The organism is Streptomyces sp. NPDC087440 (genome assembly GCF_044744005.1).
Classification (GTDB): Bacteria; Actinomycetota; Actinomycetes; order Streptomycetales; family Streptomycetaceae; genus Streptomyces.
The window spans coordinates 35234-48533 of the sequence record NZ_JBIUXN010000032.1; the positions used below are offsets into that span (position 1 = coordinate 35234).

Here is a 13300-nt window from a genome sequence, read left to right on the forward strand (position 1 = left end):
CCGGCGCGGGGGGGCCGGGGGTTTGGCGGCCCGGTCCCACGCCCGGGTTTCGGGTGGTAACCGCGGTACCCTGTTTAACGGGGGGGGGGGGGTGGGGGGGGGGGGGCGGGCGCCCGGGGCCGCGCCCACCCACCGCGCACAGGGGGGCGTCGGGTCGTCTCAGGCGGCTTCCTTCAGTGCCTGCGCCCGCAGTTGGGTGCAGCACCGGGTGATCAGACGTGACACGTGCATCTGCGAGAGGCCGAGGTCCTCGGCGATGCTGCTCTGCGTCATGTCGCGGAAGAACCGCATGTAGAGGATCCTCTTCTCCCGCTCGGGCAGCCTGCGCAGCCCGGGCTTGATGGCCTCCCGGTCGACGATCACGTCCAGCGCGGGATCGGGTCCGCCTATCGCGTCGACCAGCGAGTAGCCGTCGTCGCTGCCCGGGAGTTCGGCGTCCAGGGACAGCGCGGTGAAGGAGTCGAGGGCTTCGAGCCCGGCGAGCGCCTCCTCCTCGGTCATCTTGGCCTGGGCGGCGATCTCGGCGACCGTCGGGGAGCGGCCCACCATCGTCTGGGCGAGTTCCTGGTGCGCGGTGCGGACCCGGTTGCGCAGGTCCTGGACGCGGCGCGGGACGTGCAGGGTCCACATGTGGTCGCGGAAGTGCCGTTTGATCTCACCGGTGATGGTCGGCACGGCGAAGGACTCGAACACCGCGCCGTGCTCCGGGTCGTACCGGTCGACGGCCTTCACCAGCCCGAGGGCGGCCACTTGGCGCAGGTCCTCCAGCGACTCCCCGCGGTTGCGGAACCGGCCCGCCAGCCGCTCCGCCATCGGCAGCCACGCGTTGACGATCTCCTGCCGGATCACGTCGCGTTCGTGGCCGTCCGGCAGGTCGGCGAGCCGCCGGAAGGCCTCGGTGGTGTCGGGTGCGTCGTCGTGCGGGTGGCGCGAACGGGTGCGCGGAGTCTGAGTGCGCATCGGATTGCTCCCTGGAACCTCTGTCACGGTGCAGACGGATGGGTGTCACCGTGGGGAGCAGAGGGGGCCGGTTCCGGATGCGCGCCCATCGCTCGGACACACGTCCGGAGCACTGTCCACCGCTCCCACGGACGTGCCTCCGGTCCGAAGCACAGGGTTCGCCTGCCCTGGCGTCCTCGCGGCAAACGGGGCGCACTTGGATCTGTGACGCGCGGCACACCGGGCGCGGGGAAGCCGGGAGGCAGAGGGTCAGGAGGGGGTCGCCGTGTCGTACGCGGCGACCGCGCGCGCGAGGAAACGTGCGACCACCGCACGCTCGTCCGGGGCCAGCTCGTCGGTGGCGGCGGTGATGCCCGCGACGAGCGGGGCGACGTACGCGAAGGCGGTGTCCGGCCATTCCTCGGCGGGGACGACCACGACCTTGCGGCGGTCGGTGGGGTGGGGCTCGCGGCGCACATGGCCTCCGGCGGCGAGCCGGTCGATGACCAGGGTCATGGCGGCGGTGGAGGTGCCGAGGTGACGGGCGAGTTCACTGGGGGTGGTGGGGGCGACGTTGACCAGGTGGTCCATGACGGCGAGTCCGGCCGGGTCGACGTGGAGCCGGCGGCCGAGGAAGCGCTCGAAGCGCTGCTGCCGCAGGGTCAGCTCGCGCAGTTGTGCACGGATGTCGTCCGCCGGGTCCTGGGGGGCGGACGGGGCGGCTGCGGCTCTTCGGACGTCCATGACGGGTCACGATACTGTCGCCCCCGCTCGCGTCCGCGTCGCTGTCCCCGCTCACCGCGGGGGAACGGGCGGCACGTGCCGCCCGGGCCCTCCCCGCGGGCGCGTCGGGCGCTCAGCCCGGCCAGTACCCGGTGAGCTTGCGCACGGCGGTGGCGCCGCCGCGCTCCACCGACGTACGGACGACGGCGAAGATGGCCCCTTCCAGGGCGACGGCGGGCAGGATCTCCCGCCACGGGCGGTCCTGGTCCAGCCCGTCGGGGGCGTCGTCCTCCCCGGTGACCGCCTTCCAGGTCTTGCGGAAGGCAAGTCCGGCGAGCATGCCGCCCGCCATGCCGAAGATCAGTCCCAGTGGCTTGTAGAGCACTTTGCCCATGTCAGGCCTTCCCCCCAGGAATCGCGTCCAGGGATATCGGTTCGCGCTCCGGACCCGCAGGGGGCGGGGGGAGCAGTACGTCCTCGTAGGCTCCGAGCGCGAGTATCGCTCCGAGCATGAATACGGGCAGCAGCACCGCCAGCAACGCCATGGCCCCGTCCTTCCGTGGAATGGGTACGGGCCTGTGGGGTGCGGGTGACCCGGGCCACAGGCCCTAAACACGGCGGGGCGGGGACGGCCGGAACCGGTGCTCTCAGGGCCTCGGAAGCGGGAACCCACTCCGGGCGCGGTCCCGCACACGCCGTCCCTGACGGTTGCGGGGCCCGCGCCCGGAGCCCATCCCTATCCCAAGGTGGCCTTGCGGCCGCCGTTCGAGTCCCCCGGCTCGGCCCTCCCAAACCCCCCGCCGCCCAAGGCAGTTGACGGAGCGGGGCATTCCGGTGCGGGCGGGATGTTTGGGGGCCGTGTGTCGGGTACCAGCCCGGGACCCCCGAAAGAGCTTGGAGTGATGCATTCATGCAGCGAGGCAGCGACCGCGTCAGCCGCAGGCAGGACGACGAGATGAAGCACGAGCTGCAAGGACTGCTGCGGTCCGGTCACCCGACCAGGACCGAGGAGTGGCACGACCCCGAGCCGGTCGCGGACGACGATCCGGAGCTGGCCTCGGGCATGGCGCCCCGGCCGGGGCCGACGGGCGAGTTCGAGAAGGTGCGCTTCGAACTGGCGCGGCACCTGGGACGCAGCCAGTTCCCGGCGGACCGGGACGCGGTGGTGTCGATGCTGCGGCACGACAACGCGCCGGACCCGCTGTGCGAGCGGGTCGCCGCACTGCCGGAGGGGGCGGTCTTCACCACCATCCAGGAGGTGGCGGTGGCGGCCGTCCCGGCGGGCTCCGCCTGACGCGGGCGTCACCCACCGCCGGGCTCCGCCTGACGCGGGCATCCCCTCCGGCGGGCTCCGCCCGACGCGGGCGGTCACCGCCTCAGGGCCGGGCCGAGGCTTCTCCGGATGCCTCGGTCCGGTTTCGCGCGTCCAGGGGTGACGCACCCCCGGGTGGGAGATCGGTTCGGAGGGGCTGAGCAGGGTAACCGGGTGCCATGTCCGACCCCATTGCGCATGTTCCCGTCCCGTCCCGCGCGCCCGGCCGCATCGCCGACTGGCTCACCGCCCGGGACCACGCCGTCTTCCGAGCCGTCGCCACCCGCCACTGGCCCGGCGCCGACCACGTCCTGCCCCGGCTGAGCCGCAGCGCCAATCACGGGCTGCTGTGGTTCGGCGCGGCGGCGGGCATCGCCGCGTTCGGCGGCAGCACCCGCTCGCGGCGCGCCGCCGTGCGCGGAGTGGCCTCCCTGGCACTCGCCTCCGCGACCGTCAACACGGTCGGCAAGCGCTCGGTGCGGCGCATCCGGCCCGTACTGGATTCCGTACCGGTGATTCGGCAGCTGAAACGGCAGCCGGTCACCACCTCCTTCCCCTCCGGGCACTCCGCGTCGGCCGCCGCGTTCGCCGCCGGTGTGGCACTGGAGTCCAAGGGGTGGGGGGCCGCCGTCGCGCCCGTCGCGGCGGCCGTCGCACTGTCCCGGGTGTACACCGGGGTGCACTTCCCCAGCGACGTGCTGGTGGGGGCGGCCGTCGGGGTGGGGGCGGCCTTCGCCGTACGCGGGCTGGTACCGACCCGTGACCAGCTCCCCTCCCCCGGCCGCCCGCACACCGACGCGCCCAAGCTGCCCGCGGGCCGGGACCTGGTGGTCGTCGTCAACAGGGCGTCCGGCAGCGCCGCCGCCAAGGCCGCTCTCGTACGCGACGCCCTGCCCGAGGCGGAGGTCCGCGAGGTCGACCCCGCCGACCTGTGCGCCGAGCTGGACAAGGCCGTCGAGCAGGGCCGGGCGCTGGGCGTGTGCGGCGGCGACGGCACGGTGAACCGTGCGGCGGTGGCCGCCGCCAAGGCCGGGGTCCCGCTCGCCGTGTTCCCCGGCGGCACCCTCAACCACTTCGCGTACGACCTGAACATCGAGACCGTGCAGGACACCTGCCGGGCGGTGGAGGCGGGCGACGCCGTGAAGGTGGACCTGGGGCGGTTCACCCCGGGGCCGAACCCGGACGGTGCTCCCGGCTACTTCCTGAACACCTTCAGCCTGGGCGTCTACCCGGAGATGGTCCGCATCCGCGAGCACTGGTCGCCGCGCATCGGCGGCTGGCCCGCCGGGGTGCTCGCCGCCTACGAAGTGCTGCGCAGGGAAAGGCCGTTGAAGGCAGAGGTGCGCGGCAAGAAGCGCGGGATGTGGATGCTGTTCGCCGGGAACGGCCTGTACCAGCGGATGGGCCCGACCCCGGGCCGCCGCTTCGACCTCGCGGACGGGCTGCTCGACGTGCGGGTGGTGCACGGCGGGCGGCTGCCGGGGCTGCGGCTCGTCCTGGCGGCGCTGTCGGGGCCGCTGAGCCGCTCGCCGTTCCACGCGGCGGGCCGGATGCGGCGGGTGCGGATCGCGGGCCTTGAGCCGGGGACGCCGCTGGCGTTCGACGGTGAGGTGACCGAGGCCCCGCCCGCCTTCACGATCGACAAGGCGGACGAGGCGCTCACGGTGTACCGGCCGCTGCCTACCGTGCAGACGGCTCTGTAGTTCCGGACCGGTCCCCGGGGACGAGTTCGCCGTCGGCGTCCTCGTCCGTGGGGGCCTCGGTCACGTCGAGGAAGACCTGGTCGGCCTCCGGCCAGGTCTTGCGTATGTGCGACTTGATGCGCTCGGAGACCAGCTCGATGCGCTCGCTGTCCAGGCCGGGCATCAGGTCGATGCGGGCCGCGACGAGGGTCGACTCCATGCCGAGCCGCATGGTGAGCAGGGAGGCGACCCGGTCGATCTCCGGCTGCTCGTCCAGCAGGTCGCGGATGCCGTCGCGCAGTTCCGGGTCGACGGCCTCGCCGATGAGCTGGGCGCGGGCGTCGGAGCCCAGGCGGTAGGCCACGTACACCAGGAGCAGGCCGATGGTGAGGGAGGCGGCGGCCTCGTACGCGACCTGACCGGTGACCATGTGGGCGACCATTCCGGCCATGGCGACCAGGACGCCGACGACCGCCGTGGAGTCCTCGGCGACGACGGTGCGCAGGGCCGGGTCCTTGCCGAGCCCCTTGCCGGGCTGCTTGCGGACCTGCCACAGGGCGCGCACCAGCGAGGTGCCCTCGGCGACGAGCGCCACGAACAGGACGATCAGCCCGGCGACGTAACCGCTGGTGGCCTCCGGCTCGGGCGGCTTGACCAGGGCCTCGACGCCCTGGAAGAAGGAGAATCCGGCGCCGAGCACAAAGATGCCGACGGCGGCGAGCAGCGACCAGAAGTAGCGCTCCTTGCCGTAGCCGAAGGGGTGCTGGCGGTCGGCGGGGCGGCGGCTGCGGCGCAGCGCGGCCAGCAGGAAGACCTCGTTGATGCTGTCGGCGACGGAGTGCGCCGCCTCGGACAGCAGGGCGGGCGAGGACGCCAGGAGGCCGCCGACGGCCTTGGCGGCGGCGATGAGCAGGTTGGCGCCGAGGGCCACCAGGATCGTGATGCGGGTCTTGCGGTCGGCGCTGCTCTCGGCGCCGTTCTCGGCCTTGCTGTCGGCCTTGCTGTCGGCCTTGCTGTCGGCCTTGCTCTCGGACCCGCTGTCGGACCCGCTGGGCGCGGGCTTGTTGTCGGTCACCGGCGTCAGTTCCGGGGCAGGAGGGGTCCGAGGGGCCCCAGGTCGATGTTGAGGTCCTCGGGCTTCAGGCCGAACTTGTCCCGGAGGATGTCCATCCGGTCCTCCAGCAGCATCAGCGTCATGCCGATCCGCTCCTCCTGGTCCTCGGTGAGTTCGCCGGTGTCCACCCGGCGCAGCGCCTGGCGCTCCATGAGCTGGCGGAGCAGCTCGACGACGGTCAACACCAGCTTGGCGAGGTCGCGCTCGACGGTGTCGGCGTCCAGCTCGACCTGCTTGCGGCGGGCCTCGTCGCCGGTGGTCGCCGGGGCGGCGCCGGTGGAGCCGAGGCTGATGTTGCCTGCCTTGCCGGTGGCCACCGCCTCGTCCAGGTCGGCGGTGGCGAACTCGGCGCTGGTGGTGGTGCCGGGTATGTCGGTGATCTGGTCGATCGATTCGGCGATGCGGTCGAGGCGGTCGTCGGTCACGGCAACTCCCTTCTTCTTCATGTCAGTTCATGTCCTCGAAGGGCGAGGGGACGTTCTCGCTGACCGAGCTGATGAGGGCGTTGAGGTCGATGCGTACGAGATCGACGTCCGCGATCCGCAGCGTCAGGTCGCCGGAGAGCACCACTCCCCCGCCCAGCAGCCGGTCGAGCAGGTCGACCAGGGCGATCTCGCGCTGGGCGAGGGCGTCTATGTCGTGGTCGTCGGTGTAGTGCGTCATGCCGTACCGCCTTCTCGTGACGCGCTGTCGTCGTCGCCGATTCCGGTGAAGGAGTACGGGGCCCACGGGCCGGTGAGTTCGACGGTGACGCCGCCGCCCTCCTCGGGGGAGAGCGCCTGCACCTGCTCCACGAACGCCTCGCTGTCGGCGCGCGGCACCAGGTAGGCGGCGTTGAGCACGTTCTGCCCGGTGCGGCCGGAGATGCGGCCGTCCTGGAGCCGGTGCAGCAGGGCCGCCTCGGCGGTCCCGGAGAGCTCCGTGTGCAGCGTGCGGCAGAGCGCGTCGGCGTTGCGGGACTCCGTCTCGCGGCTGCGCTTCTGGGCGAGCCGCTGCTGGAGGTAGCTGCGTCCGGCGCCGGGCTTGTCGGGGGACGGCGGGGCGGCCGGTGCGGCGGGCTTCCTGGGGGCGGCGTCGGCGTACACCTTCACTCCCCACTCGACCCGCCCGTCCAGCCGCTCCAGCGCTCGTACGAAACGGTCCCGCCCGTCCGTCAGGAGCCGCCGCACCCCGTCGTCGTCCCGGCACAGCGTCGCCAGGCGCAGCGGGAGCGGCGTCGTGACGGCGGTCAGCGCGGTGACGACGGCCTGGTGGGTGCGGGCGGTGCCGGCCAGCCAGTCGAGGTCTTCGAGGTGGGCCTTGAGCGGCGCCTCGTCGAAGTCGGCGGCGGGGACGGAGCTGACCACGGCGACCAGGCCGTCGTGGTGCAGGAGGCGGGGCGGTTCCCCGTCCAGACCGCGCCCGCCCTCTTCGGGGAGGACTCCCTCGAAGGGGCGGGTCACGGCGTAGACGTAGCGGAGTTCCGCGGGCCCCGACACGTCCTGGAACGTCTCGTCGGGGCCCAGGGGGCCGGGCTGCCCCGGCCGATCGGACGCGCCGGGCTGTCCGGACCCGCCGGTGCTGTTCGTGTTGCCTGTCATGTCTGTCATGCCTGTTCTGCTTGCCCGTCCTTCGCCCTTTCAAGCTCCGGAGCGGAGGCTTCCAGATCGGCGATGCGACGCTTCAGGCGTTCGTTCTCCTCGGCGATCTCGCGGCGCCTGGCCCCGGAGGAGAGCGAGGGATCGTCCTCCCACCAGTCGATGCCCATCTCCTTGGCCTTGTCGACCGAGGCGACGATCAGCCGGAGCTTGATCGTCAGGAGCTCGATGTCCAGGAGGTTGATCTTGATGTCGCCGGCGATGACGACGCCCTTGTCCAGGACCCGTTCCAGGATGTCGGCGAGGTTCGCCCCGCCGCCGGACCCGTACGGGTCCGGCATTCTGGCGGCTGTGCTCATCGGTTGCCCTTGTCTCCGGAATCGGCGTACTCACGCTGCTTGCGCGTGTCCGCGTCCTCCTCGTCGTCCTCGACCAGTTCGGCGTCCTCGTACTCCGCCTCCGGGTCTTCTTCCTCTTCCTCGACGTCCTCGTACTCGGCTTCGGCCTCGGGGTCGCCCTCCTCCTCGTACTCCGCCTCGGGGTCGCCCTCCTCCTCGGCGCCCTCCTCGTCGTACTCGGCCTCCGGGTCGTGCTCCGCGTCCTCGTCCTCGGCGTCCTCGTCGAGTTCCTCGTCCTCGTACTCGGCCTCGGGGTCGTGTTCCTCGTCGCCCTCTTCGGCCTCGGACTCCTCGTCGTACTCGCCCTCGGGGCGGTCGTCGTCGCCCTCGTGACCCTCTTCGCCCTCGTGGCCCTCTTCCTCGGCGCGGGCCTCTTCCTCCTCGGCGATGGCGTCCTCGTGGGTCTTGACGACCTCGCCGTCCTCGATGGTGCCGCGCCAGCCGTCGTCGATCTCGCCCTTCATGGAGATGTGCCGGGCGTAGTTCTTCAGGTCGAGGCGGGCCCGGCGGCCCTGGGCACGCCAGATGTTGCCGGTCCGCTCGAACAGGCCCTTGGGGTAGTACTCCATGACCAGGCACACTCGGGTGAGGTTGTCGCCCAGCGCGTGGAAGGTGACGACGCCCTTGGTGGTGCCCTTGGCTCCCTCGGTGGTCCAGGAGAGCCGGTGGTCGGGCAGCTGCTGGGTGGTGTGCGCCTTCCAGCTGCGGGTGGACCAGAAGACCTTGAGCTTCCAGTCGGACGACGTGTCGTCGGCTGTGGTCGCGCTCTTGACACCCTTGGCGAAGGTCGAGAAGTCCTCGTACCGGGTCCACTGGTCGTACGCGACCCGCACCGGCACGCCGACGTCGATGGTCTCCAGGATGACGATGGGCTTGCCGCCCCCGCCGCCCTTCTTGCGCTTGCCCTTGCCGCCGAACAGGCCGGAGAAACCGTCCTTGACCTTGTCCTTCACATGGCCGGCTCCGAGTTCCACGGCGGTACGCATCGGGCCCTTGCCCTCCGCGAGCTTCTTGCCGCCGGACAGGGCCAGCTTGGCGAAGCCGGGACTGTTGCCCTCGGCGATGTCGTTCAGCTTGTTCGTGGACTCGCCCAGCTTGCGGCCCGCGCCGGTCAGGATGCTCGTGACCTTCGCGGCCATGTAGGCCTGCGCCTCCTGCTTGAGGCGGTCGGTGATCTCGGGGTCCGGCTTCAGCGCGCCGGCCGCGCCCTTGAGGTCAGCCACGGTTCTGGCCCCCCTTGGCGGCACTCGTCTTGCGGGCCGCGGTCTTCTTGGCGGCGCCGGTCGCGCCGGAGGCGGTCTTGCGGGCGCCGCCGGTGGCCTTCTTGGCCGTGCCGCCGGTCGCCTTCTTCGCCGTGCCGGACGAGGCGGTCTTCTTGGCCGCGCCCTGACCGGTGGAACGGGCGCTGCCGGTCGCCTTCTTGGCGGTACGGGAGCCGGAAGTCGTACGGGAGCCTGAAGAGGAGGAGGAAGCCTGCTTACGAGGACGGGCCTGGCGGCGCGGTTCCTCGCGCTCCTCCTCGGCCTCCGGCTCCTCGTCGTACTCCTCCTCGCCCTTCTCGTCCTTCAGGCTGGTGATGTCGGGGACGATCCCGGCGGCCTTGTCCTGGACGTTGAGGGTGCGGTCGTGCAACTTGTCGGCGAGACCGCTCAGTTGGCGGTTGATGATCGCGCCGGTGGCGGCCTTGCCGACCCCGCGCATGTCCTCGCGGAGCTGGTCGCCTATCTCCTTGAACTGCGGGTTGTTCTGCAACTGCGAGGACGCGAAGTCCATCAGCGCCTTCGGGCTCAGCTGCAGCTTCTTGCCCGCGACGAACGTGCCGACGGCGAAAGCGAACTTGAGCTTCTTCGTTCGCCCCAGCAGATAGCCCGCGCCCACGGCGAGCCCCAGTCCGAGCCTGTTGTTCATTGTCCTTGCATCCCCTTCTGCTTCTGCTCCAGCCTGTCGAGGAGCGAGTCCTCCAGGCGGTCGAATTCGGCCTCGTCGATCTCCCCGGCCTCGAGGCGCTCCTCGAGGGCGCGGAGTTCGGCCTGGATGGCCGCCGGGTCGTAGTACTGCTTCTCCGCCTCCGCGACCACCTGCCGCAGCACCCAACCGGTGCCGCGGACAGGGGCGAACGGAAGCATCAGCAGCTCTCCCAGGAGCCCCATGGGGCTACTCCACGAAGCTGTACGGGGGCAGCGGGCCGTTGACCTGGAGCACCAGGTGCGGGGCCTCCCGCTGAAGGGCGTCGACGGCCTCGACGAAGTCGGCCGACTTGTCGCGTTCGACGAGGAAGGACACGTTGGCCAGCCAGCCGGTGGACTCCGGTCCGGGGTTCGTGTCGGCGGCGGCGGCTTCGAGGGCCTGGCGGACCAGCAGCCCGTCGGACTTCTCGCGCTGCTGCACCGCGGCCACGACGCGCTCGCCGAGGGCGAGCTTCTGCTCGTAAGTGCCGCCCCCGGCGGCCCTGTTGGCCTCGTTGAGGGTGCGCAGCTCGGAGTCGGTGGCCAGCACCTGGTGGAGTACGGCCTCCTCGTCGTGGGTGGCCTTCACGTTGTACTCGACCTTGCCCTCCAGGGCGTCGAGCCGCTCCAGGTAGTGCTTCTCGCGCTCGGCGAGGACGTTCTTGACGGTCTCGTCGTCCTCCGAGACGCTGCCGAACCGCATCGGCAGCACCGCGCCCTGTGCGCCCGCCTCGGACAGCACGCTCTGGTGGGCGAGCAGGTCCCGGCGCTTGGGGCGCAGGTTCTCCGGCGATTCGCTGACCAGGGCGGTCAGTTCACCGGTCTTGATGGCGTAGACGGGCTGCGGCGGGTCGCCGACGCCGCCCATCTGCTCGGGGAGCGCGGGATGCGACGCCCGGGTGATGCCGTAGACGTACGTGCTCATTCCTGCTCCTCCTTCCGGCGCGTCGTGGTGCGCCGGGCCCGCGGCTTGGACTGGGTGCTGCTCTCACGGGCCTCCTGGAAGGCGCCGGATATGGTCTCTGCGGCACCGGAGAGGGCGCCCTTGGTCTTGCCGGACGCGCCCTTCTCCATCATGTCGCCGGTGATGTCGGTCAGCCCGGAGGGCTTCTTGGCACCGGTCTCCAGGTCGAGGCGGTTGCAGGCCTCGGCGAAGCGCAGATACGTGTCCACGCTGGCGACCACGACACGGATGTCGATCTTCAGGATCTCGATGCCGACCAGGGACACACGGATGAACGCGTCAATCACGAGCCCCCGGTCGAGGACGAGCTCCAGGACGTCGTAGAGGCCACTGGTGCCTCCGCCGCCGCCTCCACCTTGCTGTGCGGGAACAACGGACATGTCGTCCGGTCTCCTTCTCTGTTGGGTGCGCGGGGCCGGTGCTGCTACTTGTCGGCCTGTCCGCGCGCGTAACGGCCGACGCGGCGATATCCGGTGAGCTCGCCGTCGTGGTCCAGCTGGACCTCGTACGAAGCGAGCAGGCTCATGGTGTCGGGGACGCGCTCCAGTTCGAGCACCTCCACGCGCAACACCCAGCCGTCCTCGGACTGCTCGAACGACGACACCGATTCGGCGGGCATTCCGGTCAGCTCCGACACCTGCTCGCGGGCTGCGCGCAGAATCTGCATCGGACCCGGCTTTTTCCGCCGCTTCGGTTCGCTCTGCTCTTCGGGCGCTTCTTCGGACGCCTCTTCCGGCGCTTCTTCCGGCGCGTCGTCGGCCTTGGTCTGCGTTTTCTTCGAAGTGTTCTCAGATGTATTTGCCATGTCTGCCTCGGAGGACCGGGTAACCGCACACGTCTGGCGCAAACCCTCCGGACGGGAGAGTTGTTCGAATCACGGCGGGGTACCCGTCGCGCCATGACAACAACAGACAGCGGAGAGTTCCCGGAGGTCCGCACGCGCATTCCGGCGCGGCTGGACCGCCTCCCGTGGTCCCCCTGGCACTGGAGGATCATCATCGGCCTCGGCACGGTGTGGATCCTCGATGGCCTGGAAGTGACCATCGTCGGCAATATCGTCGTGCGGCTCGCCGAAGAGGGCAGCGGCATCCAGATCACCACCGCGCAGGTGACGACCACCGCGGCCGCTCTCTATGTGGCGGGCGCCTGTGTGGGCGCGCTGGTCTTCGGCCGCCTCACCGATCTCTTCGGCCGCAAGAAACTCTTCCTGATCACGCTGGCCGTCTATCTCGCCGCGACGGCGGCGACGGCGTTCTCCGGCTCGGCGTGGTTCTTCTTCCTGTGCCGATTCGTCACCGGGCTGGGAATCGGCGGTGAATACGCGGCGATCAACTCGGCGATCGACGAGCTCATTCCGAGCCGGTTGCGCGGTCGCATCGACCTGATCATCAACGGCACGTTCTGGGCGGGCGCGGCGCTGGGCGCGCTGGCGTCGGTGCTGCTGCTGAACACGGACCTCTTCCCCAAGGACGTGGGGTGGCGGCTGGCCTTCGGGATCGGTGTGGTGCTGGGTGCCGTGATCCTTCTCGTACGACGGCACGTGCCGGAGAGCCCGCGGTGGCTGATGGTCCACGGGCAGGAGGAGGAGGCCGACCGGATCGTCAAGGAGGTCGAGCAGAAGGTCCACGACGAGACGGGGACGCCGCTGCCGCAGCCCGAGGAGGAGATCACGGTCCGCCAGCGCGGGTCGATCGGCTTCCTGGAGATCATCCGGACGGTGTTCACGCAGTACCGCAAGCGGGCGATTCTGGGGCTGTCCCTCTTTGTCGGGCAGGCGTTCCTCTACAACTCGATCACCTTCGGGTACGCGGTCATCCTGGAGAAGTTCTTCGGGGTGGGCACCGGGTCCGCCGCCTACTACTTCGCGGTGATCTGCGTGGGCAACCTGCTCGGGCCGCTGATCCTGGGGCACTTCTTCGACTCGGTGGGACGGGTGCCGATGATCGCGGGCACGTACATCCTGTCGGGGGTGCTGTTGTTCGGTACGGCGATGCTCTTCCAGAACGGGGTGCTGACCGCGACGACGATGACCGCCTGCTGGTGCGTGGTGCTCTTCTTCGCCTCGGCGGGGGCGAGTTCGGCGTATCTGACGGTGAGTGAGGTGTTTCCGCTGGAGACGCGGGCGATGTGCATCTCGTTCTTCTACGCGGTGGGGACGGCGCTGGGCGGCATCACCGGGCCGATCCTCTTCAACGGGCTGGTGAGCAGCGGGAAGCCGGCGGACACGACGCTGGCGTTCTGCATCGGTGCGGCGCTGATGGTGGGGGCGGGGGTGGTGGAGGCCTTCCTGGGCGTGAAGTCGGAGCGGAAGTCGCTGGAGTCGATCGCGCAGCCGCTCAGTGCGGTCCGCTAGGGCGCGGGGCGGGCGGGTCCCGTGCGGGGCGGGCGGGGGGTGCGCGGTGCCCGTGCAGGGCGGGCGGGGTGCGCGGTGCCCGTGCAGGGCGAGCGGGGTGCGCGGTGCCCGTGCAGGGCGAGCAAGGTACGCGGTGCCCGTGCAGGGCGAGCAAGGTACGCGGTGCCCGTGCAGGGCGAGCAAGGTATGCGGTGCCCGTGCAGGGAGGGCGGGTGCGCGGGTCCCGTGCGGGTGCGTCGTGGTCCCCGTCCCGTGCGGGTGCGTCGTGGTCCCCGTCCCGTGCGGGTGCGTC

General features: G+C 71.0%; 17 protein-coding genes. 3 read left to right on the forward strand and 14 right to left on the reverse strand.

Going from position 1 to position 13300, the window contains the following annotated elements:
- Positions 1 to 159: 159 nt before the first annotated feature.
- From ACIO3O_RS39580 to ACIO3O_RS39590, 3 genes are all read right to left on the reverse strand, one after another.
- Positions 160 to 960 (reverse strand): RNA polymerase sigma factor SigF, encoded by an 801-nt coding sequence (locus tag ACIO3O_RS39580; RefSeq protein ID WP_401754778.1) that lies wholly within the window; start codon positions 958 to 960, stop codon positions 160 to 162.
- A gap of 249 nt (positions 961 to 1209) precedes the next feature.
- Positions 1210 to 1683, reverse strand: coding sequence for a MarR family winged helix-turn-helix transcriptional regulator (locus ACIO3O_RS39585; RefSeq protein ID WP_401754781.1), 474 nt, complete (start codon positions 1681 to 1683; stop codon positions 1210 to 1212).
- Between the two features lie 112 nt (positions 1684 to 1795).
- Entirely contained in the window at positions 1796 to 2056 is a 261-nt protein-coding gene (locus ACIO3O_RS39590; protein ID WP_401754784.1) for a DUF4235 domain-containing protein, read from the reverse strand.
- 516 nt (positions 2057 to 2572) lie between these two features.
- Between ACIO3O_RS39590 and ACIO3O_RS39595 the strand changes: the two genes are divergently transcribed.
- Positions 2573 to 2956 carry a DUF2795 domain-containing protein gene (locus ACIO3O_RS39595; protein ID WP_401754786.1) on the forward strand — a complete coding sequence of 128 codons (384 nt, stop codon included), beginning with the start codon at positions 2573 to 2575 and terminating at the stop codon, positions 2954 to 2956.
- Between the two features lie 197 nt (positions 2957 to 3153).
- Positions 3154 to 4677: a bifunctional phosphatase PAP2/diacylglycerol kinase family protein gene (locus ACIO3O_RS39600; RefSeq protein WP_401754789.1), complete on the forward strand. Its 1524-nt coding sequence runs from the start codon at positions 3154 to 3156 to the stop codon at positions 4675 to 4677.
- On the opposite strand, the gene ACIO3O_RS39605 is transcribed toward ACIO3O_RS39600, so the two are convergent.
- The 11 genes from ACIO3O_RS39605 to ACIO3O_RS39655 all read right to left on the reverse strand — a co-directional run bounded on the left by ACIO3O_RS39605 (position 4655) and on the right by ACIO3O_RS39655 (position 11460).
- A complete protein-coding gene (locus ACIO3O_RS39605) occupies positions 4655 to 5731 on the reverse strand; it encodes a cation diffusion facilitator family transporter (RefSeq protein WP_401754791.1) in 1077 nt (358 codons plus the stop codon). The two genes, ACIO3O_RS39600 and ACIO3O_RS39605, sit on opposite strands and share 23 nt — an antisense overlap.
- 5 nt (positions 5732 to 5736) lie before the next feature.
- Entirely contained in the window at positions 5737 to 5994 is a 258-nt protein-coding gene (locus ACIO3O_RS39610) for a gas vesicle protein K (RefSeq protein WP_401754930.1), read from the reverse strand.
- A gap of 223 nt (positions 5995 to 6217) precedes the next feature.
- On the reverse strand, positions 6218 to 6433 hold the full coding sequence (locus tag ACIO3O_RS39615; RefSeq protein ID WP_380837739.1) for a gas vesicle protein: 216 nt from the start codon (positions 6431 to 6433) through the stop codon (positions 6218 to 6220).
- Positions 6430 to 7359, reverse strand: coding sequence for a GvpL/GvpF family gas vesicle protein (locus ACIO3O_RS39620; RefSeq protein ID WP_401754795.1), 930 nt, complete (start codon positions 7357 to 7359; stop codon positions 6430 to 6432). Before ACIO3O_RS39620 ends, ACIO3O_RS39615 begins: the two co-directional genes overlap by 4 nt.
- Positions 7356 to 7706 (reverse strand): gas vesicle protein, encoded by a 351-nt coding sequence (locus ACIO3O_RS39625; protein WP_401754797.1) that lies wholly within the window; start codon positions 7704 to 7706, stop codon positions 7356 to 7358. Before ACIO3O_RS39625 ends, ACIO3O_RS39620 begins: the two co-directional genes overlap by 4 nt.
- Positions 7703 to 8968 (reverse strand): SRPBCC family protein, encoded by a 1266-nt coding sequence (locus ACIO3O_RS39630; RefSeq protein ID WP_401754800.1) that lies wholly within the window; start codon positions 8966 to 8968, stop codon positions 7703 to 7705. The genes ACIO3O_RS39625 and ACIO3O_RS39630 overlap by 4 nt, the downstream gene beginning before the upstream one ends.
- Entirely contained in the window at positions 8961 to 9653 is a 693-nt protein-coding gene (locus ACIO3O_RS39635) for a DNA primase (protein WP_401754802.1), read from the reverse strand. Before ACIO3O_RS39635 ends, ACIO3O_RS39630 begins: the two co-directional genes overlap by 8 nt.
- Entirely contained in the window at positions 9650 to 9895 is a 246-nt protein-coding gene (locus ACIO3O_RS39640; protein WP_401754805.1) for a gas vesicle protein GvpG, read from the reverse strand. The genes ACIO3O_RS39635 and ACIO3O_RS39640 overlap by 4 nt, the downstream gene beginning before the upstream one ends.
- A 4-nt stretch (positions 9896 to 9899) precedes the next feature.
- The gene (locus ACIO3O_RS39645; RefSeq protein ID WP_401754808.1) at positions 9900 to 10616 is read right to left on the reverse strand and encodes a GvpL/GvpF family gas vesicle protein; all 717 of its coding nucleotides are present in this window, start codon (positions 10614 to 10616) and stop codon (positions 9900 to 9902) included.
- Complete coding sequence (locus ACIO3O_RS39650) at positions 10613 to 11035, reverse strand: gas vesicle structural protein GvpA (RefSeq protein WP_401754811.1); 423 nt, start codon at positions 11033 to 11035, stop codon at positions 10613 to 10615. The genes ACIO3O_RS39645 and ACIO3O_RS39650 overlap by 4 nt, the downstream gene beginning before the upstream one ends.
- A 44-nt stretch (positions 11036 to 11079) precedes the next feature.
- Positions 11080 to 11460: a gas vesicle protein gene (locus tag ACIO3O_RS39655; RefSeq protein ID WP_401754814.1), complete on the reverse strand. Its 381-nt coding sequence runs from the start codon at positions 11458 to 11460 to the stop codon at positions 11080 to 11082.
- 93 nt (positions 11461 to 11553) lie between these two features.
- On the opposite strand from ACIO3O_RS39655, the gene ACIO3O_RS39660 reads away from it, so the two are divergent.
- Positions 11554 to 13008 carry an MFS transporter gene (locus tag ACIO3O_RS39660; protein ID WP_401754817.1) on the forward strand — a complete coding sequence of 485 codons (1455 nt, stop codon included), beginning with the start codon at positions 11554 to 11556 and terminating at the stop codon, positions 13006 to 13008.
- The last annotated feature ends 292 nt before the right edge of the window (positions 13009 to 13300 follow it).

Excerpts from the sequence above, each read along its gene's own strand:
- ACIO3O_RS39620 (WP_401754795.1), bottom strand. The coding sequence starts at position 7,359 with ATGACAGACATGACAGGCAACACGAACAGCACCGGCGGGTCCGGACAG.
- ACIO3O_RS39635 (WP_401754802.1), bottom strand. The coding sequence starts at position 9,653 with ATGAACAACAGGCTCGGACTGGGGCTCGCCGTGGGCGCGGGCTATCTG.
- ACIO3O_RS39615 (WP_380837739.1), bottom strand. The coding sequence starts at position 6,433 with ATGACGCACTACACCGACGACCACGACATAGACGCCCTCGCCCAGCGC.
- ACIO3O_RS39655 (WP_401754814.1), bottom strand. The coding sequence starts at position 11,460 with ATGGCAAATACATCTGAGAACACTTCGAAGAAAACGCAGACCAAGGCC.
- ACIO3O_RS39640 (WP_401754805.1), bottom strand. The coding sequence starts at position 9,895 with ATGGGGCTCCTGGGAGAGCTGCTGATGCTTCCGTTCGCCCCTGTCCGC.
- ACIO3O_RS39625 (WP_401754797.1), bottom strand. The coding sequence starts at position 7,706 with ATGAGCACAGCCGCCAGAATGCCGGACCCGTACGGGTCCGGCGGCGGG.
- ACIO3O_RS39595 (WP_401754786.1), top strand. The coding sequence starts at position 2,573 with ATGCAGCGAGGCAGCGACCGCGTCAGCCGCAGGCAGGACGACGAGATG.
- ACIO3O_RS39645 (WP_401754808.1), bottom strand. The coding sequence starts at position 10,616 with ATGAGCACGTACGTCTACGGCATCACCCGGGCGTCGCATCCCGCGCTC.
- ACIO3O_RS39585 (WP_401754781.1), bottom strand. The coding sequence starts at position 1,683 with ATGGACGTCCGAAGAGCCGCAGCCGCCCCGTCCGCCCCCCAGGACCCG.
- ACIO3O_RS39660 (WP_401754817.1), top strand. The coding sequence starts at position 11,554 with ATGACAACAACAGACAGCGGAGAGTTCCCGGAGGTCCGCACGCGCATT.
- ACIO3O_RS39580 (WP_401754778.1), bottom strand. The coding sequence starts at position 960 with ATGCGCACTCAGACTCCGCGCACCCGTTCGCGCCACCCGCACGACGAC.
- ACIO3O_RS39650 (WP_401754811.1), bottom strand. The coding sequence starts at position 11,035 with ATGTCCGTTGTTCCCGCACAGCAAGGTGGAGGCGGCGGCGGAGGCACC.
- ACIO3O_RS39600 (WP_401754789.1), top strand. The coding sequence starts at position 3,154 with ATGTCCGACCCCATTGCGCATGTTCCCGTCCCGTCCCGCGCGCCCGGC.
- ACIO3O_RS39590 (WP_401754784.1), bottom strand. The coding sequence starts at position 2,056 with ATGGGCAAAGTGCTCTACAAGCCACTGGGACTGATCTTCGGCATGGCG.